Origin of the sequence: Roseateles sp., from assembly GCF_044373315.1 — a bacterium.
In the GTDB taxonomy this organism is placed as follows: Bacteria; Pseudomonadota; Gammaproteobacteria; order Burkholderiales; family Burkholderiaceae_C; genus JACDQM01.
The window spans coordinates 24,474-46,170 of sequence record NZ_JBILQK010000009.1; the positions used below are offsets into that span (position 1 = coordinate 24,474).

The 21,697-nt window shown below is 63.4% G+C and carries 20 protein-coding genes and 1 tRNA gene; 4 read left to right on the forward strand and 17 right to left on the reverse strand.

Annotated features, from left to right (window positions below; all coding sequences use genetic code 11):
• Positions 1 to 33 precede the first annotated feature (33 nt).
• The 8 genes from rseP to rpsB all read right to left on the reverse strand — a co-directional run bounded on the left by rseP (position 34) and on the right by rpsB (position 7,446).
• On the reverse strand, positions 34 to 1,407 hold the full coding sequence (rseP, locus tag ACIQ67_RS04015; RefSeq protein ID WP_397533106.1) for an RIP metalloprotease RseP: 1,374 nt from the start codon (positions 1,405 to 1,407) through the stop codon (positions 34 to 36).
• A gap of 19 nt (positions 1,408 to 1,426) precedes the next feature.
• Positions 1,427 to 2,638, reverse strand: coding sequence for a 1-deoxy-D-xylulose-5-phosphate reductoisomerase (gene ispC / locus ACIQ67_RS04020; protein ID WP_397533066.1), 1,212 nt, complete (start codon positions 2,636 to 2,638; stop codon positions 1,427 to 1,429).
• On the reverse strand, positions 2,635 to 3,483 hold the full coding sequence (locus tag ACIQ67_RS04025; RefSeq protein ID WP_397533067.1) for a phosphatidate cytidylyltransferase: 849 nt from the start codon (positions 3,481 to 3,483) through the stop codon (positions 2,635 to 2,637). Before ACIQ67_RS04025 ends, ispC begins: the two co-directional genes overlap by 4 nt.
• A 12-nt stretch (positions 3,484 to 3,495) precedes the next feature.
• Positions 3,496 to 4,206 carry a polyprenyl diphosphate synthase gene (gene uppS / locus ACIQ67_RS04030; protein ID WP_397533107.1) on the reverse strand — a complete coding sequence of 237 codons (711 nt, stop codon included), beginning with the start codon at positions 4,204 to 4,206 and terminating at the stop codon, positions 3,496 to 3,498.
• A 35-nt stretch (positions 4,207 to 4,241) separates the two neighbouring features.
• Entirely contained in the window at positions 4,242 to 4,802 is a 561-nt protein-coding gene (gene frr, locus ACIQ67_RS04035) for a ribosome recycling factor (protein ID WP_397533068.1), read from the reverse strand.
• A gap of 56 nt (positions 4,803 to 4,858) precedes the next feature.
• Positions 4,859 to 5,569, reverse strand: a complete 711-nt coding sequence (gene pyrH / locus ACIQ67_RS04040) for a UMP kinase (RefSeq protein ID WP_397533069.1) — start codon at positions 5,567 to 5,569, stop codon at positions 4,859 to 4,861.
• 124 nt (positions 5,570 to 5,693) lie between these two features.
• A complete protein-coding gene (tsf, locus tag ACIQ67_RS04045; RefSeq protein ID WP_397533070.1) occupies positions 5,694 to 6,590 on the reverse strand; it encodes a translation elongation factor Ts in 897 nt (298 codons plus the stop codon).
• A 109-nt stretch (positions 6,591 to 6,699) separates the two neighbouring features.
• Positions 6,700 to 7,446 carry a 30S ribosomal protein S2 gene (gene rpsB, locus ACIQ67_RS04050; protein ID WP_397533071.1) on the reverse strand — a complete coding sequence of 249 codons (747 nt, stop codon included), beginning with the start codon at positions 7,444 to 7,446 and terminating at the stop codon, positions 6,700 to 6,702.
• A gap of 174 nt (positions 7,447 to 7,620) precedes the next feature.
• On the opposite strand from rpsB, the gene ACIQ67_RS04055 reads away from it, so the two are divergent.
• The 3 genes from ACIQ67_RS04055 to ACIQ67_RS04065 are packed head-to-tail and all read left to right on the forward strand — an operon-like array spanning position 7,621 to position 11,836.
• Positions 7,621 to 8,982 carry an amidase gene (locus ACIQ67_RS04055; protein WP_397533072.1) on the forward strand — a complete coding sequence of 454 codons (1,362 nt, stop codon included), beginning with the start codon at positions 7,621 to 7,623 and terminating at the stop codon, positions 8,980 to 8,982.
• Between the two features lies 1 nt (position 8,983).
• Positions 8,984 to 10,333, forward strand: coding sequence for an FAD-dependent oxidoreductase (locus ACIQ67_RS04060; RefSeq protein WP_397533073.1), 1,350 nt, complete (start codon positions 8,984 to 8,986; stop codon positions 10,331 to 10,333).
• Between the two features lie 9 nt (positions 10,334 to 10,342).
• Positions 10,343 to 11,836, forward strand: a complete 1,494-nt coding sequence (locus ACIQ67_RS04065) for an NAD(P)H-hydrate dehydratase (protein ID WP_397533074.1) — start codon at positions 10,343 to 10,345, stop codon at positions 11,834 to 11,836.
• A gap of 57 nt (positions 11,837 to 11,893) precedes the next feature.
• On the opposite strand, the gene rnr is transcribed toward ACIQ67_RS04065, so the two are convergent.
• Positions 11,894 to 14,218, reverse strand: a complete 2,325-nt coding sequence (rnr, locus tag ACIQ67_RS04070; protein WP_397533108.1) for a ribonuclease R — start codon at positions 14,216 to 14,218, stop codon at positions 11,894 to 11,896.
• Between the two features lie 92 nt (positions 14,219 to 14,310).
• On the opposite strand from rnr, the gene ACIQ67_RS04075 reads away from it, so the two are divergent.
• Positions 14,311 to 14,395: transfer RNA gene (locus ACIQ67_RS04075), tRNA-Leu, on the forward strand.
• A gap of 131 nt (positions 14,396 to 14,526) precedes the next feature.
• On the opposite strand, the gene ACIQ67_RS04080 is transcribed toward ACIQ67_RS04075, so the two are convergent.
• From ACIQ67_RS04080 to hfq, 8 genes are all read right to left on the reverse strand, one after another.
• Positions 14,527 to 15,048, reverse strand: coding sequence for a phosphoribosyltransferase (locus ACIQ67_RS04080; protein WP_397533075.1), 522 nt, complete (start codon positions 15,046 to 15,048; stop codon positions 14,527 to 14,529).
• A gap of 31 nt (positions 15,049 to 15,079) precedes the next feature.
• A complete protein-coding gene (locus ACIQ67_RS04085) occupies positions 15,080 to 16,417 on the reverse strand; it encodes an adenylosuccinate synthase (RefSeq protein ID WP_397533076.1) in 1,338 nt (445 codons plus the stop codon).
• A gap of 45 nt (positions 16,418 to 16,462) precedes the next feature.
• The gene (locus ACIQ67_RS04090) at positions 16,463 to 17,626 is read right to left on the reverse strand and encodes an ATP phosphoribosyltransferase regulatory subunit (RefSeq protein WP_397533077.1); all 1,164 of its coding nucleotides are present in this window, start codon (positions 17,624 to 17,626) and stop codon (positions 16,463 to 16,465) included.
• Between the two features lie 126 nt (positions 17,627 to 17,752).
• The gene (locus tag ACIQ67_RS04095) at positions 17,753 to 17,941 is read right to left on the reverse strand and encodes a DUF2065 domain-containing protein (RefSeq protein WP_397533078.1); all 189 of its coding nucleotides are present in this window, start codon (positions 17,939 to 17,941) and stop codon (positions 17,753 to 17,755) included.
• Positions 17,942 to 17,958: 17 nt separating this feature from the next.
• The gene (gene hflC, locus ACIQ67_RS04100; protein ID WP_397533079.1) at positions 17,959 to 18,849 is read right to left on the reverse strand and encodes a protease modulator HflC; all 891 of its coding nucleotides are present in this window, start codon (positions 18,847 to 18,849) and stop codon (positions 17,959 to 17,961) included.
• A 17-nt stretch (positions 18,850 to 18,866) separates the two neighbouring features.
• Entirely contained in the window at positions 18,867 to 20,090 is a 1,224-nt protein-coding gene (gene hflK, locus ACIQ67_RS04105) for an FtsH protease activity modulator HflK (RefSeq protein WP_397533109.1), read from the reverse strand.
• Between the two features lie 99 nt (positions 20,091 to 20,189).
• Positions 20,190 to 21,407, reverse strand: a complete 1,218-nt coding sequence (hflX, locus tag ACIQ67_RS04110) for a GTPase HflX (protein ID WP_397533080.1) — start codon at positions 21,405 to 21,407, stop codon at positions 20,190 to 20,192.
• Between the two features lie 34 nt (positions 21,408 to 21,441).
• Positions 21,442 to 21,690, reverse strand: coding sequence for an RNA chaperone Hfq (gene hfq / locus ACIQ67_RS04115; RefSeq protein ID WP_397533081.1), 249 nt, complete (start codon positions 21,688 to 21,690; stop codon positions 21,442 to 21,444).
• Positions 21,691 to 21,697 lie beyond the last annotated feature (7 nt).

Here is a 21,697-nt window from a genome sequence, read left to right on the forward strand (position 1 = left end):
TTGCGATGACTAGAGGACATGCGGAATAGAGAGTCAGTGCAGACCCAGTTGGCGAGCCAGGTCGTTGGAAAGGGCCAAAGCCATCAGCAAAAACAAAATCAGCGCACCAGCGCGCTGCAAATGTCTGAGCCACCATTCCGAGACGGGGCGGCCGGTCAGACCCTCGAAAAGATAATACATCAGGTGTCCACCATCGAGCATCGGCAACGGCAGCAGGTTCAGCACGCCAATGCTGACACTGACCAAGGCCATGAAGCTCAGATAGGCGACCAAGCCCAGTCGTGCCGATTGACCCGCGTAATCGGCAATCGTGATCGGGCCGCTGAGGTTCTTCAGCGAAGCCTCGCCGATCAACATCCGACCAAACACCTTGAGGGTCATAGTCGAGACTTCCCAAGTGCGCTGCGCGCCCAGGGCCATCGATTCGAAAGGGCCGTGGCTGACCGTCACCAACGCCGGTGGCGCACCCACGATGGCTTCGATGCGCCCGAAGCGCTGACTGCCATCGACGACCTGGCGAGGGCGCACAACGAGCGTCAGCACCTGACCCGAGCGCTCCACCTGCCACTGCATCGGTTGCGCCGCATCGCCTTCTCGCCCGGAAGCCCTGATGCGCTCGCGCAGCGCACCCGCATCCGCAACCGCCCGCCCGTCAACACTCAGCACACGATCACCGGGCAGCAATCCGGCGCTGGCCGCAGGGCCACCTGCCGTGATCGCCCCCAGCAGCGGTTCGCTGAAGGCCGATCCGAGACCGAGCTTGCGCAGCAGCGCAGCATCGAGATCCCGACCGCCCAATCGATCCGTATCGAGCAGCAGTTCGCGCCGCGCATGCCCCGCAGCATCGCTGACGCTCAAGTGAAGCTTGCGCCCTTCACTGACGGCCTGGGTCAGCTGCCAGCGCAACTGCGGCAGCGACTGAAGCTCGGTCCAGTGTTGGCCGTCGGCCGAACTGGCCTGCACCCAGTCCCCCGCACGCAGGCCCGCCTGATCGGCCAGACTGCCGGGCACAGGCGTGCCCAGCACTGCCTTGGGCTCATCCACACCGATCCAGTTCACCGCCGCAAACAGCAGGATCGCCAGTACGAAGTTGGCCAACGGGCCCGCAGCGACAATCGCAGCGCGTTGACGCAGAGGTCGATTGTTGAAGGCTTGCGCGCGCAACTCTGGCGGCACTGCGCCCTCGCGCTCGTCCAGCATGCGCACATACCCGCCCAGGGGCAAGGCGCAGAGAGTGAATTCCGTGGCATCGGGATGTCGCTGGCGACGCCAGATCACCCGTCCGAAACCGACCGAAAAGCGCAAGACCTTGACACCACAGGCCCGCGCCACACGGTAGTGGCCCCATTCATGGACGACGATCAGCACGCCGATTGCCAGAACAAAAGCCAGCACCGTGGTCAGCAAGGACATGGCGTGCTCCGGCTCAAGCGCGCAGGCGCTGCATCAGCGTCTGCGCATGGCGGCGCGCCCGGGCATCCAGCGCCAGCAGGCCCTCGACGCTGTCGCACTCGCCGGCTTCAGGCTGCAGCGTTTGCATGCACTCGCGATTCAGCTGCGAGATTTGGTCGAAGCGCAAGCTGCCCGCCAGGAACGCGGCCACGGCCTCTTCGTTGGCCGCATTGAGTACCGCGGTCGACCCTTCGGCCGCGCGCAGCGCCTGCCAGGACAGATGCAGACCGGGGAAGCGGCGCTCGTCGGCCTCCTCAAAGGTCAATGTCGGCTTGGCCAGGAAGTCCAAGGTTTGGGCCCCGCTCTCGATCCGCTCCGGGAAGGAAAGTCCATAGGCGATCGGCACCCGCATGTCCGGCGTGCCCAATTGGGCCAGCACCGAGTTGTCGCGGCACACGACCATCGAGTGGATGATGCTCTGCGGATGGATCACCACCTTGATCTGCGCTGGCTCCAGACCGAACAGCCAGCGCGCCTCGATCACCTCCAGCGCCTTGTTCATCATGGTGGCCGAGTCGACCGAGATCTTGCGCCCCATCACCCAGTTCGGATGCGCACAGGCCTGCTCGGGGGTGACCTCGCGCAGTGTGGCCGGATCGCGCTGGCGGAACGGGCCGCCAGAGGCGGTCAACACGATATGGTCGACGCGCTGGTGCCAGGTCGTCCGATCCTCGGGCAGGCACTGGAAGATCGCCGAATGCTCGCTGTCGATCGGCAGCAGCGTGGCACCGCCCTCGTCCACCGCCCGCATGAACAGCGCACCACCGACCACCAACGCCTCCTTGTTGGCCAGCAGCAGCTTTTTGCCCGCACGTGCCGCGGCCAGGCAGGGTTCGAGCCCGGCCGCGCCAACAATCGCCGCCATAACCACATCGACATCCGGATGCGCCGCGATGGTCGCCAGGCTGTGTGCGCCGTCCAGCACTTCGGTAGTCAGGCCGCGCTCGCGCAGTCCGGCACGCAGCTGCGCAGCAAGGCTGGAGTCAGGCAACACCGCATAACGCGGCACGTACGCGGCACATTGCTGCAGCAGATCGTCGACCCGACTCATCGCGCTGAGCGCGAAGACTTCGTAGCGATCGGGATGGCGCGCCAGCACGTCCAGGGTATTGCAGCCGATGGAACCGGTGGAGCCCAGCACACAGACCTTCTGGCGCGCAGCTGGGAACGGAAGATGAGCTCTCATGGCGGCGCAATCAGGGAGACCATGGCCATGGCCAGGGGGAATACAGGGAGCAAGGCGTCGATACGATCGAGCACGCCGCCATGGCCAGGCAGCAGCGTGCTGCTGTCCTTGGCGCCAGCGGCACGCTTGACCAGCGACTCGAACAAGTCACCGACCACACTCATCGCCGCCAGAACAACCAGCGCCAGCAGATCGATCCACAAACCCTGGCTGAGCAATCGCGTGTAAAGGCTGGGCGTATCGACCGCGAAGCGCACATCGATGAACTGCGACCAGATCAGGGCGAGCAGCAAGACACCGGCCATGCCACTCCACACGCCCTCCCAGCTCTTGCCGGGACTGATCGCCGGCGCCAGCTTGCGCCGACCAAGGGTGCGTCCGCCGAAGTAGGCGGCGACATCGGCAATCCACACCAGGCAGAAGACCGAGAGCAGGAAGTTGATGCCCAGAGCCTTGGCCTGCGCCAACGCGAGCCAGGCCACCCACAGTGCGATGCCACCGAGCAGCAATCGCACCAGCCGCGGCGCATGGGGCCAGGCCGTCGGACCGCCGCGCAGCGCATAGGCACCGCCCAGCACCCATACCGAGGTGGCCAGCCACCAGCACCAGGCCGGCGGCGCTGTCATCCCCAGGGCCCACAGCGTGGCACCACAGGCAGCGGCAATGCCAACGCCATAGGCCAGCGCTGCTCCGCCTGGCGCAGCATTGAGCCGGGACCATTCCCAGCCCGCCGCACCGATCATGGCCAGCGTCAACAGCGCAAAAGGCCAGGGCGAGGCGGCGAACATCGCCGGCAGCAGAACAGCCAGCAGCACTAGGGCGGTGATGATGCGCTGTTTCAGCATGCGTGCACCGCTCTACGCATCGGCAAGGGCCGGCGCAACATCCTTGACGCCGCCGAAGCGGCGGTCCCTTTCCCGGAAAGCCTGGATCGCCGCATCGAGCTGCGCTTCGCCGAACTCGGGCCACAGACAGTCGGAAAACACGAACTCGGTGTACGCCGCCTGCCAGAGCAGGAAGTTGCTGATGCGCACTTCGCCGCCGGTGCGAATAAACAGATCAGGATCGGGCGCATAGCTCATGGCCATGAATTCGCTGAGCTTGGCTTCGGTCAGATCGCCTGGCGCAACGCCCGCCTGGATGGCCGCCTTGCAGGCCTGCACGATGTCCCAGCGACCGCCGTAATTGAAGGCGACGTTAAGCGTCAGCTTGGTGTTGTGACGGGTGGCGGCCTCGGCCTCGTTCCAGGCATTGCGCAGTTTGTCGGAAACCGCGTCGCGGTCGCCGACGATTCGGATGCGCACGCCCATTGCGCCCATGCGCGCCAGATAGCGAGACACCGCGGCCAGCACCAAGCCCATCAGGCCCGAGACCTCATCGCTGGGACGCTTCCAGTTCTCACTGGAGAACGCGAACACGGTCAGGTACTCGATCTCACGATCAATGCACGCCTGCACGACCTTGACCAGTGCATCGACCCCCTGCTTGTGACCAAAGAAGCGCGGCAGAAAGCGCTTTTTGGCCCAGCGGCCATTGCCATCCATCACGATGGCCACGTGGCGCGGCATCGGGGCCGCGGTCTTAGTCACGGCAGCGCTTCCGCTCAAACCGCCATGATCTCGGCTTCTTTGCCGGAGATCAGTTTGTCAATCTCGGCAATGACGCGGTCCGTCAGCTTCTGGACTTCGTCAAGGCTGCGACGCTCGTCGTCCTCACCGATTTCCTTTTCCTTAAGCAGCTTCTTTGCCTGCTCATTGGCATCGCGACGCAGATTGCGCACCGCCACCTTGGCATCCTCACCGGCATTGCGCACGACCTTGGTCAGATCCCGGCGACGTTCTTCGGTCAGCGGCGGCATCGGCACGCGGATCAGGTCGCCTTGCGCCGAGGGATTCAAGCCCAGGTCCGACTCACGGATCGCCCGTTCAATCTTTGCACCCATGCCCTTCTCCCAGGGCTGGACACTGATGGTGCGGGCATCCAGCAGGCTGACGTTGGCCACCTGCGAGATTGGCACCAGCGAGCCGTAGTAGTCAACCTGGACCTGATCCAGGATGCCCGGGTGAGCACGGCCGGTGCGGATCTTCTGCAATTCGGTCTTGAAGGCCTCGACTGACTTGGCCATCTTTGCTTCGGCCGTCTTCTTGATATCTGCAATGCTCATGTTGATTGCCTTGATTGCTCGTCTGATTCCGTCTTCTGTCTAACGCCGGACCACGCTCAGACGTGGACCAGGGTTCCCTCGTCCTCACCCATAACGACTCGCTTGAGCGCGCCGGGCTTGAAAATGCTGAACACCTTGATCGGCAGCTTCTGGTCGCGGCACAGCGCGAAGGCCGTGGCATCCAGCACCTGAAGGTTCTTGGTGATGGCCTCGTCGAAGCTGATGCGCGCATAGCGGGTCGCGGTCGGATCCTTCTTGGGATCAGCCGTGTAGACGCCGTCCACCTTGGTGGCCTTCAGCACGATCTCGGCACCGATCTCGGCGCCGCGCAAGGCGGCCGCCGTGTCGGTGGTAAAGAAGGGGTTGCCGGTGCCGGCAGCGAAAATCACGACCTTGCCCTCTTCCAGGTACTGCAGCGCCTTGGGGCGAACATAGGGCTCAACCACTTGTTCGATGGCGATGGCGGACATCACTCGTGCCGTCATGCCCTCCTGGCGCATCGTGTCGGCCAGCGCCAGCGAATTCATCACCGTGGCCAGCATGCCCATGTAGTCTGCCGTTGCGCGGTCCATGCCCACCGAGCCACCAGCCACGCCGCGGAAGATGTTGCCGCCGCCGATCACGACAGCCACCTCCACACCCAGCTGCGTCACCTCCTGGATCTCCTGCACCATGCGCACAATGGTGGCGCGATTGATGCCATAGGCGTCGTCGCCCATCAGGGCTTCACCAGAAAGTTTCAGCAGGATGCGTTTGTGCGCGGGCATTGTGACCTCGTCATGCAAATTGGGGTGGGCTCCGCGATCTGCCGGCCTCGTGGGCAAGCCACCGCGAGCACAAGTGTAAAGGGCGCCAGTGGCGCCCTTGTCGATTGGCTGAAGCGCCTCGGGCTTACTGGCCCTTGGCAGCCGCGACCTGGGCAGCCACTTCGGCTGCGAAGTCGTCGACCTTCTTCTCAATGCCTTCGCCGACCACGTACAGGGTGAAGCTCTTCACCGTCGTGGCCTTGTCCTTCAGCATCGCAGCCACCGTCTGCTTGCCATCGGCAGCCTTGACGAAGACCTGATCCAGCAGCGAGACCTCCTTGAGGTACTTCTGCACCGAACCTTCGACCATCTTGGCGATGATGTCGGCCGGTTTGCCAGACTCGGCAGCCTTCTCTTCTGCGATCTTGCGCTCCTTGGCAACCAGATCGGCCGGCACTTCGGCGCTAGACAGCGCGGCCGGCTTCATGGCTGCCACGTGCATCGCAACGTCCTTGGCCGCCACGTCGTCACCGTCGAACTCGACCATCACGCCGATGCGGGTGCCGTGCAGATAGGACGCCAGCTTGGCACCCGACGCGTAGCGCTTGAAGCGGCGGATCGTCATGTTCTCGCCGATCTTGCCGATCAGGCCCTTGCGCACGTCTTCCACGGTCGGGCCGAAGCCTTCTTGCGACAGCGGCAGCGCCGACAGCGCCTCGACGGAAGCCGGGTTCTGCTCGGCGACCAGGCCGGCCAGTGCATTCACGAAGGCCAGGAAGGCATCGTTCTTGGACACGAAGTCGGTTTCGCAGTTGACTTCGATCAGCGCGCCAGTCGTGCCCACGACGGCAGCAGCGACCACGCCTTCAGCCGTCACGCGCGAGGCGGCCTTGCCAGCCTTGTTGCCCAGCTTGACGCGCAGGATCTCTTCGGCACGGCTCATGTCGCCTTCGGCCTCAGTCAGAGCCTTCTTGCACTCCATCATCGGGGCATCGGTGCGGGCGCGCAGCTCAGCCACCATGCTTGCGGTAATTGCAGCCATTTGAATCTCCGGTTTGCAGCGGAGCCGGTCGCAGCCAGCTCCAGTCAATTTCGTATCAGCTTTGAAAAAAAGGGGCTGAATCAGCCCCTTCGTTCCGGGTGCCTGAGGATCAAGCGCCTTCGTTGACCTCGACGAACTCGTCGCCATCAGCAGCCACAGCCTGCACCAGCTCATTGGTGGCGTTGGCACGACCTTCCAGAACAGCGTCAGCAACAGCCTTGGCGTACAGAGCCACAGCCTTGGCCGAGTCGTCGTTGCCGGGGATGATGTAGTCGATGCCTTCAGGCGAGTGGTTGGTGTCAACCACGCCGATCACCGGAATGCCCAGCTTCTTGGCTTCCGCAACAGCAATCTTGTGGTAGCCAACGTCGATCACGAAAATGGCGTCCGGCAGCGCGGTCATGTCCTGGATGCCGCCGATGTTCTTTTCCAGCTTGGCGATATCGCGCTGGAACAGCAGGGCTTCCTTCTTGATGGCGGGCTGGGTACCAGCGTCGACCTGAGCCTGCATGTCCTTCAGGTTCTTCAGCGAACCCTTGACCGTCTTGAAGTTGGTCATCATGCCGCCCAGCCAACGCGAGTCGACGTAAGGCATGCCGGCGCGCTGAGCTTCCAGGGCGATCACTTCACGTGCTTGGCGCTTGGTGCCGATCATCAGGATCGTGCCGCGCTTGGCAGCCAGCTGACGCACGAACTTCATCGCTTCCTCGAACTTCGGCAGCGTCTTTTCGAGGTTGATGATGTGAATCTTGTTGCGATGGCCGTAGATGAAGGGGGCCATCTTGGGGTTCCAGAAGCGGGTCTGGTGACCAAAGTGGACACCTGCTTCCAGCATTTCGCGCATCGTGACGGACATGTAGTAACTCCGAAGGTTGGTTCTAAAATCCGGCCTGAATCGCGAGGGTCTTGAATGCAAGAAAGACCACAGCGCGACACCTTTCAGAAGCCGGTTTGCGATTAGTTCTGCAAGGAACGTCCGGGACAACAATGTCCGGAGCACCCGGCAAAACCCAAAGAGTATACAACACCCATGCACCATGACCTGTGCAGTGCCCTTGCCCAGCTCCGAAACGGCAGCACCACCGCCAGCGCATTGATGGAACTCAGCCTTGCTGCGGCACGCAGTGAGGCAGCACGCCGTGTCTTCGTCCGAGACTTCTTCTCTCAGGCAGAGGCGACTGCAAGCGCTACAGATGCCCTGCTGCACGCCGGCGCACCGCAGCAGCGGCTGGCAGGCCTGGCAATCAGCGTCAAGGACTTGTTCGACGTCGCTGGTCAGCCCACTAGCGCGGCATCCGCCTCACGCCACGATGCCGCAGCAGCGCGCGAGGATGCGACCGCGGTCGCGCGCCTGCGCCGCGCCGGCGCCGCCTTGATCGGCCACACGAACATGAGCGAGTTCGCCTTCTCGGGACTCGGCCTTAACCCCCACCACGGCACCCCAGTCAACCCCGCGTGCCTGGCCATCGACGGCAGTACGCGCATTCCCGGTGGCTCCACATCGGGCGGCGCTGTCAGCGTGGCCATTGGTGCGGCATGGGCCGCACTGGGTTCGGACACAGGAGGCTCGATTCGCATTCCGGCCGCACTGAACGGACTGGTGGGCTTTAAGAACACAGCCCGACTCACGCCCTCGGCGGGCTGCATCCCGCTGTCACCTAGCCTGGACACGGTGTGCGCCATCACGCGCTCGGCGCGCGATGCAGTGCTGCTGCATGAGGTACTCAGCGATCAGGAAGTCTCACTTGCGCCACGACCCCTCACGTCGACGCGCCTGGGCGTTCCCGCGCAACTGACCGAGGGCATGGATCCGGTCGTCGCTCGCGCCTTTGAACGCAGCGTCGCAGCGCTCAGGGACGCTGGCGCCTGCATCGAGGCGATCGATCTGCCGATCGAGAACATGGCCGGCTTGCAGGCACAAGGCGGATTCGCCGCCGCTGAGAGCTGGGCCTGGCATCGCACAGCACTGAAGGACCGGGAAACCCTATATGACCCTCGCGTGGCGCTTCGAATCCGTCGAGGCGCAAGCATCAGCGCAGCCGACTACATCGATCTGCAAGCCGCTCGCAAGGCCTGGATTGCACGCATGGAGCATGCGATGCAGGGCTACGACGCCTTGCTCTGCCCCACCGTTCCTACGGTGCCCCCGGAGATCGCCCCCTTACTGGACAGCGACGACGCTTTTTTTGCCAGCAACGCGCTGATGCTGCGCAACACCTCGGTCATCAACCTGCTCGACGGCTGCTCGATCAGCCTGCCCTGCCAGTCACCTGACGAACTGCCAGTCGGCTTGATGCTGTCATGCAGCGCGATGAAGGATGAGCTGCTGCTCGCCCTGGCCTTGCAGGTCGAACGGGTGCTAGCCCCCATCACCCGACGCGGGGAACACTGAGATGCGGATCGCAGTCATCGGCGCCGGCATCGTCGGCGTGACCACAGCCTATGAGCTGGCCGCAGACGGTCATGAAGTGGCCGTGTTCGAACGCAGCGGCAGCGTGGCTGCCGAAGGCAGCTTTGCCAATGGGGGCCTCATCGCGCCAGGCGCATGCGTCGCATGGCCACATGCAAGGCCCGTTGGCGCAGGCCTTGTCCACCGTTTCGGTCATGCAGCCCCCCCCTCGGTCAGCGGCCCACTGCTGGCGCGGCTAGGCTGGTCACTGCGCGCTTGGCGCACCGTCTCATCCGACCCGGATTCGCTGCGCGCGCGCAGCCTGCTGGCTCTGGCCACACACAGCCTGAGTCAGCTGCAAGGCCTGCGTCACCAACTCGGCCTCGACTACGAGCACGCCCAGGGCCACCTGCTGCTGCTTCGCAGCGCCAAGGAGCTGACGGCTCTCAAGCCGTCCCTGCTGCTGCTGGAGCAACTGGGCGTGGCCCATCAGCTGCTGGACCCGGCCCGATGCCTGCGTGCAGAGCCAGGCCTCAACCCGGACACCGCGCTGCATGGCGGCGTGCTGCTCGGCGAGGGTGAAGTCGGCAACTGTCGCCAGTTCGCACTGCTGCTTCGGCAGGAGGCGCAGCGCCTGGGTGCACGCTTCCGGTTTCACACACAGGTCATGCGCATCGATGTCGGTGACAAGCCCCAACTGCTGCACGCCTACACACCGCCAGATGCCGGCTCGGCTGCCCTGCGCGACCCGGCCGGCAGTGGCAGCAGCAATGAGCCCGATACACAGACCCTACCCAAAGATCCCATGCAGGAGCGTTTCGACGCCATTGTGGTCTGCGCCGCCGCTGCCTCTGTCCCGCTGCTTGAGCCACTCGGCATCAAGCCGCCGCTTGCAAGCCTGCATGGCATCTCCATCACTGCACCATTGCGCCAGATCGAGGCCCATCCGGACTTCGGGCCACGTGCATCGGTGCTGGATGCGCGTTTCGGTGTCACCATCAGCCGGATCGGCCAGCGGGTGCGGCTTTGCGGCGGCGCTGCGCTGGGCAAGGCCGACGCGATCAGCCCGCGCATAGAGGAAACCTTGCATCGCGTGCTGCACGACTGGTTTCCCGGAGCCACACAGGGCGGCGCCGTTCAACGCTGGATCGGCGCCCGCGCTCAACTGGCGGACGGCCTCCCGCTGCTGGGGCCAAGCGGCCGGCAGGGGCTGTGGCTTAACTTCGGTCACGGCAATCAGGGCTGGGCGCTGGCATGCGGCTCGGCCAGACTGCTGGCCGACCAACTCGGCGGGCGGCCGACGGCCTTGCAGCCCGAAGTACTGCAAGCATTGGCGCCTTCCCGCTTGCGCTAACCTGCTGCCATGCATCGCCTCCTGCCCGTCCAGCATCGCCAAGCCCTGCACAGCACAGCGAGCAGCCGCAGGATTGAGGTCAGCAGCCAGGCCCACCTGGCTCCCCATGCGCTGATGGCGCGCGCCGGGATGGCGCTGGCCAAGTTGGCGAGCGCCCTGGCTCCGCATGAGCGACGCGTTTGGGTAGCCTGCGGCCCTGGCAACAACGGCGGCGATGGACTGGTGGCCGCCACCTTGCTGCACCAGGCAGGCTGGCAGGTCGAGGCCGCTTTGGTCCGCAGCGAAGGCACGCCGCCGGCGGACGCTGCCTGGGCCTTGGAGCAGGCCCGCGCCGCCGGCGTTGCGATCACCCAGAGCCTGCCTGCGATCCAGCCCGACCTGCTCATTGACGCATTGCTGGGCCTGGGCAGCACTCGTGCTCCAGAAGGCCAGATGGCCGACTGGGTGCGCTACCTCAACAACCAGCCTGCGCCTGTGCTGGCAGTCGACCTGCCAACAGGATTGGACAGCGACACCGGCCGAAAGCTGGGCGACACCGTCGTGTACGCGAGTCACTGCCTGTCTCTGCTGACACTGAAGCGCGGGCTCTTCACCGCGCATGGCCGGGACTGCTGTGGTGATCTGTGGTTCGATGACCTCGGTTGCACGCCGACGGAGCCGCCGGACGCCTGGCTGCTTGGGCAGGACAGCATGCTCGTCGCCCAAGGCCCGCCATTGCCGAGTACCCACAAGGGCAGCAAAGGCGATGTGCTGGTGATCGGCGGCGCACCTGGCATGCAGGGTGCGGCCCGTCTGGCAGCCAGCAGCGCCCTGGCGGCAGGTGCTGGCCGCGTCTATGCAAGCCTGCTGGACCCCACAACCATGCCAGACCCGGCACGTGCTGAGTTGATGCAGCGGCCAATCGCACAACTCAAGGACGACCCGAGCTGGCACACGCACTGCGTGGTGGCAGGCTGCGGCGGCGGATCGGAGATTGGTGCCGTATTGCCACTGCTGCTCGAACATGCAGTGCGCCTGGTACTGGACGCTGACGGACTCAACGCCCTGGCCAGGAACGAAACGCTCGCTGAAATTTTGCGCGCACGCCGTTCGCGCGGCCTGCAGACCGTGTTGACGCCGCACCCCCTGGAAGCCGCGCGGCTGCTAGACAGCTCGGTCGCAAGCATTCAGGCGAATCGCCTGGCTGCAGCGGATGCACTGAGCCAACGCTATGCCTGCTCCGTGCTGCTCAAGGGAGCCGGCTCGGTGATCGCCAGCCCGGGATCCTGTCCTGCCATCAACAGCAGCGGCGGGCCGGCGCTGGCGACTGCAGGCACAGGTGATGTGCTAGCCGGATGGCTGGGCGGCATCTGGGCCAGCCACGCCGGCGCGCCGTTGCACGACCTGGCCTGCGCCGTAGCCCATTGGCATGGCCTGGCAGGCGATCAGCAGAAAGCCGGTCCACTCAGGGCCGGCGATCTCATCGAAGCCATGCACGCGCTGCACGGCCACGCGTCACGATAAGGCGTGCGGCTGGCGCACTTCAACCAGCGCGGTCGCCACGACCGATCCCGCACCGGCTCAGCGCCGCTTCCGACTGCGCGACTCCGCCGCCTTCGCAACCGTCTGCACCGCTGACTTGCTCGCTGCCTTTCCGCCTGGCTTGCGCGCAGCCGTGCGCGCCGCCTTGATCGGGTGGTCGGCAGCGCTTGCAGCAGCGGGCTTGCTGCCATCTGCGCGCTTGCGGCCCGCTTTCGCTTCGCGATCCTGGCGCCGCACGCGGTCCAGCGCTGCAACAGCCGAGTCCGAATCCACCGCCTGGCCGGTCTTGTCGCGATGCACACGAGGGGTTCCCCGCGCCTCCGACGCGTCAAGTCCGTCGCGAATCAACCGGAAGTCGATCTTGCGCCCGTCCAGATCCACACGACTCACCTGCACGCGGACACGCGCCCCCGTTGCGTACCGAATGCCCGTGCGCTCGCCCCGCAGCTCTTGGCGCACCTCATCAAAGCGGTAATACTCGCCGCCCAACTCGGTGATGTGGATCAGCCCTTCGACATAGAGTGCATCAAGCTGCACAAACAATCCGAAGCTGGTGACGGCGCTAACTGTTCCGCTGAACTCCTCACCCAGATGCTCGCGCATGTAGCGGCACTTGAGCCATGCCTCGACGTCGCGAGAAGCCTCATCAGCACGACGCTCATTGGCGCTGCAATGCGCACCCGCAACCTCCCAGCGCTCAAGTTCAGTGCTGGCCTCGGCAGGGTTGATCGGCTTAGAACGCCCTGGACGCTTGGCCGGCATCGGCACCTGCATCTTGGTCGCATCCAAGTGATAGCGCTTGCCGCCAAGCATGGCCTTGATGACGCGATGTACGAGCAGATCGGGATAGCGGCGGATCGGGCTCGTGAAGTGCGTATAAGCCGGGTAGGCGAGTCCAAAGTGACCGGCGTTGGCCGAGGTATAGATTGCCTGTTGCATGGAGCGCAGCAGCATGCTGTGGATCTGCGTCGCGTCGGGGCGCTCTTTGGTTGCCGCCGCAATGGCCTGGTATTCACCCGGCTTGGGATCATCACTCAAGCCCAGCCCCAAGCCCAAGGCACGCAAGTAGGCTTGCAGGGCCGTGCGTTTCTCGGGGGTAGGGCCTTCGTGGACGCGGAACAAGGCATGGTGCTTGCCCCCTTCGATGAAATCGGCCGCACAGACGTTAGCAGCCAGCATCGCCTCTTCGATGAGGCGGTGCGCCTCGTTGCGAGTGCGCGGCACGATCTTCTCAATCCGACCGTTGTCGTCGCAGACGATCTGCGTTTCCGTCGTTTCGAAATCGACAGCCCCGCGCTTCTTGCGATGGTCCAGCAGCACCCGGTAGACCTCATGCAGATGAAGCAGGTGAGGTACCAGGTCGCGCCGCTTGGAGGCCTCAGGCCCATGCGTATTGGCAAGGACTGCGGCCACCTCGTTGTAGGTCAGACGAGCATGGGAGCAGATCACAGCCGGATAGAACTGGTAAGCCCGCGTCTCTCCGTCAGCGTCGATGAGCATGTCACACACCATGGACAAGCGATCTTCGTTCGGATTGAGTGAACACAGCCCGTTTGAAAGCTTCTCCGGCAGCATCGGGATCACGCGACGCGGAAAATACACAGACGTGGCGCGCTCGTAGGCATCAAGATCCAGCGGCTCGCCCGGCTTGACGTAGTGACTGACATCAGCAATCGCCACCAGCAAGCGCCAGCCACTGAACGCACTCTTGCCACGCCCTTGCTTGTGCGGTTCGCAATAGACCGCGTCATCGAAGTCCCTGGCGTCCTCACCGTCGATGGTGACCAGCGGCACATCGCGCAGATCTATGCGCTGCTTCAAGTCGACTGCCCGCAGGCGCTCAGGCAGCTTCGCCGCCTGGGCCTGAGTCTCGGCACTGAAGCGATGAGGGACGTCGTACTTGCGCACGGCAATCTCGATCTCCATCCCTGGATCGTCAATCTCGCCCAACACCTCGACGACGCGTCCGACTGGCTGTGAGTAGAGGGATGGAGGTTCAGTGAGTTCGACCGCGACCACCTGCCCTGCTGTGGCATTGGCGATGCCGTTCTTAGGGATCAGGATGTCCTGCCCCATGCGTTTGTCCTCCGGGGCGACCAGCCAGATGCCGGACTCCAGCAACAGCCGACCGATGATCGGGCGCTTCTTGCGATCGAGGATTTCCAGCACCCGGCCTTCGGGCCGGCCACGCTTGTCATAACGCACGATGCGCACGCGCAGCCGATCACCGTGCATCACCGGGTGCATTTCCTGTGAAGCAAGATAGATGTCCGACTGCCCGTCGTCAGGCACCAGGAAGCCGTGCCCATCCCGATGGCCCTGCACCTGGCCTTCGACCTCACTGAGCAAAGCTCCCTGGGTCACGCTTGCGGTCTTGATATTTTTGATGATAGAATCCTTGACTTCCTGAACGGCCAAGACTGAACTTTCACTGAAATTTCAGCATTGGACACCTTGCCCAGGTGGCGGAATTGGTAGACGCACTAGTTTCAGGTACTAGCGGGTAACTCCGTGGAGGTTCGAGTCCTCTCCTGGGCACCATATTCGATAAAGGCCAGCATTTGCATGCTGGCCTTTTTCATTTTGCGCGTTCTATCGCGCTTGTTGCATGCAGCGCAACGATAACGCAAGCCAACGCGCGAGGGTCAGGACTTGCGCTCGGACCGGCATGCTCAGACCGCGAACTTCTTGGCCAGCGCGTCAGGGCGCAGATTGTCGTATTCCTCAAACGGCTGATGGATCCAAGGGCTGGTTTCCAGCATCTCGACGTAGTAGTCCGGCGTGTAGCTGGACACACCCTTGGCCCAGATGACTGCAGAGCGCAGTTCCGCAATCGCAGGCATGCCCCGCAGACGCTCGACCACCGCCTTCAAGGTGACACCGGAGTCCGCCAGATCATCAACCAGGAGCACGCGCCCAGCCAACTCGCCCTTGGGCATGGTGATGTACTTGGCGATATCAAGCCGCCCCTGGATCGTTCCGGCTTCAGCGCGATAGGAACTGGTCGACATGATGCCCAACGGCTTGTCGAACACACGCGACAGCACATCGCCAGGCCGCATGCCGCCGCGCGCGAGGCAAAGAATCTGGTCGAACTCCCAGCCTGAAGCATGGATCTTCAGCGCCAGGCGCTCGATCAGCAGGTGGTACTCGTCCCAGGATACGTACAGATGCTTGCCGTCGTCGGTCAACATAGTTTCAATCTCCAGATCCGTCCCGATGAACTCAGGCCTTGTAGGGGTGTTGCAAGAGGATGGTGTGGTCGCGATCCGGCCCGGTCGAAACCATTGCGATCGGAGCGCCCGTGATTTGCTGGACACGCTCAAGGTAACGGCGCGCGTTCAGCGGCAGTTCGGCCCACTCGGTAATACCGGCGGTCGTCTCGGTCCAGCCCGCGAAGGTCTCGAACACCGGTTTGCAGGCCTCGATTTCATCCGCATCCAGCGGAAGGATATCGACGGTCTGGCCGTTGAGTTCATAGCCGATGCACATCTTCACTTCGGCCAAGCCATCCAACACGTCCAGCTTGGTCATGCACAAGCCGGTGATGCCGTTGATGATGATGGAACGCTTCAGTGCCGCAGCATCCAGCCAGCCGCAGCGGCGAGCGCGTCCGGTCACGGTGCCCTTCTCCTGACCCACGGTGGACAGGTGATAACCGACCGTCCCTTCCTTCTCCCACTCCAGTTCGGTGGGGAACGGGCCACTGCCAACACGCGTCGTGTAGGCCTTGGTGATGCCCAGCATGTAGTGCAGCATTTGAGGGCCAACGCCCGCGCCAGCGGCCGCATTGCCGGCCACGCAGTTGCTGGACGTCACGTAGGGGTACGTGCCGTGGTCGATGTCGAGCAGCGTTCCCTGCGCGCCTTCGAAGAGGATGTTCTGACCAGCCAGATGGGCCTTGTGCAGCATGTAGCCCACATCGGCCATCATGGGCTTGAGCACCTCAGCCATCTTCATGGCCTGGTCGTAGATTGGCTGAAACTCAAGCGCACTCGACTTCAGGTAGCCGACCAATGCAAAGTTGTGCAGGTCGAGCAGGTCCCGAAGCTTCTTTGCGAAACGCTCGGGATGCTTCAGATCCTGAACACGCAGCGCGCGGCGCGCGACCTTGTCTTCATAGGCAGGCCCGATACCCTTGCCGGTGGTCCCGATCTTGCCGCTGCCACTGCTTTCGCGCAGCGCTTCACGCGCCTTGTCGACTTCAACATGGAAGGGCAAGATCAAAGGGCAGGATTCGCTGATGTACAAGCGCGAGCGCACTTCCACACCCGCCTTCTCAAGCCGCTCAATCTCGCTAAGCAGGTGCGTCGGATCGAGCACCACACCATTGCCGATGTAGCAGGCCACGCCGTCACGCATGATGCCCGACGGGATCAGCTGCAGCGCAGTCTTGACTCCCTTGATGACCAAGGTATGGCCGGCGTTGTGCCCGCCCTGAAACCGCACCACACCTTGCGCGTGCGGCGTCAGCCAGTCCACCACCTTGCCCTTGCCCTCATCACCCCACTGGGTGCCGACGACCACCACGTTGCGTCCACGCGCAATTTCACTGCTGTGCATGATTGATAACCCGAAAAAACTAGGGACAGGTCGTACTGGCGCTCTTCAGAGCGCGCGCACCACCCACTGATCGCCGACACGCGCCAGTTCGCGGTCGCAGTCGAATTCATCGCCTTCGTGCTCGTGCCCAGGGAGCACGCAAACCACGGTTTCGCCAAGCTCGCGCAGGCGGCGCACTGCCGCACGCAAGCTGGCCTCTTCGCCCCAAGGCGCACGGATGGCCGCCCTGAGCTGCGTCTCAGGCGTCAAGGCCACCAAAGCCTTCAGATCGAGGCTGAAGCCAACAGCGGGACGGCGGCGACCGAACACCGCGCCGACCTCGTCGTAGCGCCCACCCCGCAGAACCGCATCGCTGGAACCCTCGGCGTAGAGCGCGAAGCGCACACCGCTGTAATACGCATAACCACTCAAGTCCGCCAGATCAAAGCCCAGGCGAGCCTCGGCCTGAGTCTGTCGAAGATGATTGAAGAGCCACTGAAGGTCGTCAAGCGCCGCGCTGATCACCGCATTCTTCGGCAGGCGCTCGCGTGCAAGCGCAAGCACCTCTTCACCACCATACAGCGTCAGCAAGGCTTGCAAGCCTTGCTGCACAGCAGCGGGCAGATTCGCAGCCAGCAGTTCCAACTGGGCCGCGTCCTTGGCGGCGAGAGCTGCGACCAGGTCGGCCAGCAGCGCAGCCGGCAACCGAAGATCACCGAGCACCCCGCGCACGAGTCGTGCATCGCCCATGTCCATCACGACGCCTGTCAGGCCAGCGCGCTTCAGCGCGTCGAGTGCCAGCTCCTGCACTTCGAGATCAGCCTCCAGCCCGGCATGGCCATAGATCTCGACACCGAACTGCAGCGGTTCACGCGTCGAATGCATGCCGGACGGACGAGTATGGACAACAGGTCCGCAGTAGCAAAGGCGTGTCACACCAGCCCGGTTGAGCAGATGCGCATCAATGCGCGCCACCTGAGGCGTCGTGTCGGCACGCAGGCCGAGACTGCGGCCAGACAGCTGATCGACGAGCTTGAAGGTCTTGAGGTCGAGTTCGCGGCCGGTACCAGAGAGCAAAGACTCCAGGTGTTCCAGCAACGGGGGCATGACGAGCTCGCAACCGTAGCTGCGAGCCATGTCCAGCAAGTCGCGACGCAACTCTTCTATGCGACGAGCCTGGGACGGCAACACGTCAGCGATGTGCTCGGGCAGGAGCCAAGCAGAGGTCATGGACGTAAGGACGCGGTTAAAAACGGCATTGTACCGGTCACGCGCCAGGATTCCGTGACCGCCGTGGCGGCTTCGCGCCAAACGCTGCCCGTGGCTGGTGCCTGTCAGCACCCAGTCATCGCACGATCAGGCCCAAAGCAGCCAAAGGCCGATTGAACCCAGCACCAAGCTAGCCAAACCAACAAACCGAATCTGTCCGTCGGTCAATGTCAGCAGCTTCGCGAAGACTTCACGCCAAGCGGACGGACTGAGAAAGGGCATCAAGCCCTCAATCACCAGCATCAAAGCGAGTGCGGCAAGCAGCTTCTCAGTCACAGCCAGATCGCGCGAAACTACTTGCTCTTGGCGGGTGCAGCAGGACCGCCACCGCGCATGGCCTTGAAGAAGTCACTGTTCGGGTCGACCACCATCACGTCCGACTTGTTGCGGAAGCTGGCGCGATAGGCTTCCAGCGAGCGATAGAACTGTGCGAATTGCGGGTCGCGTCCGAAGGCCTCAGCGTAGAGCGCCGAGGCCTTGGCATCCCCCTCGCCCTTGATCTTCTGGGCTTCGCGATAGGCCTCGGCAACGATGACCTCGCGCTGGCGATCAGCGTCAGCGCGGATCTTCTCGCCTTCGGCGCCACCGGTCGAGCGCAGTTCGTTAGCCACGCGCTTGCGCTCGGACTCCATGCGGCGGTAGACCGAATCGGTGATGTTGGCAGCGAAGTCGACACGCTTGATGCGCACATCCACCACCTCGATGCCGAACTGCTTGGCCTCGTCTTCCAGGCGCTTGAGCACATCGGTCATGACCTTCTCACGTTCGGTCGCCAGCACAGCCAGCACGGTGCGCTTGGTGACCTCTTCATTGAAGGCGGCCTGCACGATGGGGCTCAATCGATTCTCGACGTTGCGCATATCGGTGCCGCTGTTGCGGATGAACTGGCGCGGCTCGGAGACGCGCCATTTGACCAACCAGTCGATCACCAGACTCTTCTTCTCGGCCGTGAAGATGGCGCGCGACTCAGGGCTGTCCAGGGTCTGGATGCGTCGATCCAGGAACACGACGTTCTGGAACGGCGGCGGCATCTTGAATTTCAGACCTGGCTCGGTGACCACTTCCTTGATTTCACCCAAGGCGTAGATCACGGCGAACTGTCGCTGATCGACGATGAAGAGTGTCGAGCTGGCCAACATAAAGGCGATCAGGGCGCCGATGACAATGGGGGCGATACGGTTCATTTTGATCGTCATCCTTCTCAACGGCCGTCGCGGTCACGGCTGCGCGAACCATCGCGCGAACGCACATCAGTCACACCACTTGCCGGGGCACTCTCGGGCACGCTGGTGGCAGGCACAGGCGGACTTGCCATCACCGTGCCGCTGCTGGTCTGCTGGATCAGCTTGTCTAGCGGCAGGTACAGCAGGTTGGAGCCATTGCGGCTGTCCACCATCACCTTGCTCACGTTCGAGTAGACCTGCTGCATGGTGTCGATATAGAGGCGGTCGCGCGTGACGGCCGGCGCCTTCTGGTACTCGGTCAGCACGCTCTTGAAACGCTGCGCATCACCCTCGGCCTGCGCCACCACCCGCGCCTTGTAGGCTTCGGACTCTTCGCGCAGGCGCGCGGCCGTACCTTGGGCCTTGGGGATCACGTCGTTGGCATAGGCCTGACCCTCGTTCTTCAGACGCTCTCGGTCGGCGCCAGCCTTGAAGGCATCGTCAAACGCGGCCTGCACCTGCTCGGGAGCCTGCACGTTCTGGACGTTGACATTGACCACCAGAATGCCAGCCTTCAGCCTGTCCATCTGGTTCTGCACTGACTTGGCCAAGTCGGCTGCGATGGCATCGCGCTGCTCGTAGAGCACCGAGTCCATCTTGCTCTTGCCGACGATTTCTCGAACAGCCGATTCCGCTGCCTGGACTACCGCCTCGTCGGGACCCCGGTTCTCAAACAGGTACTCGCGCGAGTCCTTAAGCCGGTACTGCACGGTGAAGCGGATGTCGACGATGTTCTCGTCCAGGGTCAGCATCGACGAGTCGCGCAGACCGGTGGCCTGAGCCACCGCGTTGCGGCCCACCTCGACCGAGCGCAGCTGAGTCACCGAGACGATCTCATTGGCCTGAAAGGGGTAAGGCAGGCGCCAGTTGAAGCCGGCATCGACCGTCTTGCTGAACTTGCCGAAGGAGGTAACGACCGCCTGCTGACCTTCCTGCACGATGTAGAAGCCGCTACCCAGCCAGCCCAGCACGACCACCGCACCGATCAGGCCGGCGCCGATACCGGCGCTCTTCATGTCGGGTTGGAAGTTGCCGCCGCCATTGCCCTGTCCACCGCCTTGGCCGCCCCCGCCTTTGCTGCCGCCGAACATGCCAGACAGCTTGCGGTTGAAGTCGCGCCAAAGCTCATCGAGATCAGGCGGGCCCTCATTTCGGCCGTTGTTCAGATGGCGACCGCCGCGCCACGGCATGGCGGCAATCATCCCGGCGACTAGGGCTCTTGCAGCCCCAGCCACAGCCGACAGCCCCTGCTGGGGACCCGCCGAGCCAATGGACTCAATCTTGTTCATGCTCATGACCTGTCATTCACTCAATGGTTGTAGCGCGCCATCGCCAGATGGCGCCATTTCTTCAGCCTTCAAGTCCGGCAGCTCGACACCCTGGTCGCGCATTGCCGCAACGATCTGGCGGCGCAACGCCTCAAGGCCCGTGCCCTCCACAGCGCTGACGAACACGCGCGGCACACGCAAGCCTCCCGGGCGTTCGATCCAGTCCATGGCGCTGCGCGGACGCTGGTTCTCGTCCAGCAGATCCTGTTTGTTGTAGACAAGAATCTGCGGAATACCTTCAGCACCAATTTCGTCGAGCACGCGCTCGACCTCGATCATCTGCTCATCCAGTTGTGCAGACGCCGCATCCACCACATGCAGCAGCAGATCGGCCTCAGCCGCTTCTTGCAGTGTCGCCTTGAACGCGGCGACCAGCTTGTGCGGCAGATCGCGAATGAAGCCCACCGTATCCGAGAGCGAAACGCTCTGACCCGCCGCTTCCAGATACAAGGATCGGGTCGTGGTGTCCAGGGTCGCAAAGAGCTGATTGGCTGCGTAGGCGCGCGCTTTCACCAACGCGTTGAACAGCGTGGACTTGCCTGCATTCGTATAGCCAACCAGCGACACACGGAACACCGCATTGCGCTCGCGTGCGCGCCGCTGCGTGCTGCGCTGGCGCTGCACCTTCTTGAGGCGCTCCTTGGTGACCTTGATTCGGTCATCGATCATCCGCCGGTCCAGCTCGATCTGAGCCTCACCTGGACCACCTCGCATGCCGATGCCACCGCTCTGACGCTCCAGGTGGCTCCAGCGCCGCACCAGGCGCGTGGCCAGGTATTGCAGGCGCGCCAACTCCACCTGAAGCTTGCCTTCGTGGCTCTTGGCACGCGCAGCAAAGATCTCGAGGATCAGCGCTGTACGGTCAGCAACAGGCACGCCGAGCAGACGCTCCAGATTGCGCTGTTGAGCCGGCGAAATCGCTTGGTCGAACAGCACCGTGTGCGCTTCATGAGCTTGCACCAGCAGCTTGATCTCGTCCGCTTTGCCAGACCCGACGAAAAGCGCAGCATCCGGCGCCTGCCGCCTAGCCACGACGCGTGCTACTGGCGTGTCACCGGCCGATTCGGCCAGCAAGGCCAGCTCATCCAGCGTGGGGTCGAAAGCAGCACCACGGCCAAAATCGACGCCCACAAGAATGGCGCGCGCCGCCTCTGAGGGCGGCGACGTCTGGGGGAAGTGGGCGGAACTCAAGGTCTTGCGTCAGGGGCGAGGATGCCCATCGCCTTCAGGAGGGCTCACCACCGCCGCTCTCGGCAGCGTGGAAGTTCACGGCACGACCCGGCACGACGGTCGAGATGGCGTGTTTGTAGACCATCTGGGTTACGGTATTGCGCAACAGCACCACATACTGGTCAAAGGACTCGATATGACCTTGCAGCTTGATGCCGTTGACCAGATAGATCGACACCGGCACATGTTCTTTGCGCAGCAGGTTCAGAAAAGGATCTTGCAAGAGTTGTCCTTTGTTGCTCACGATATTT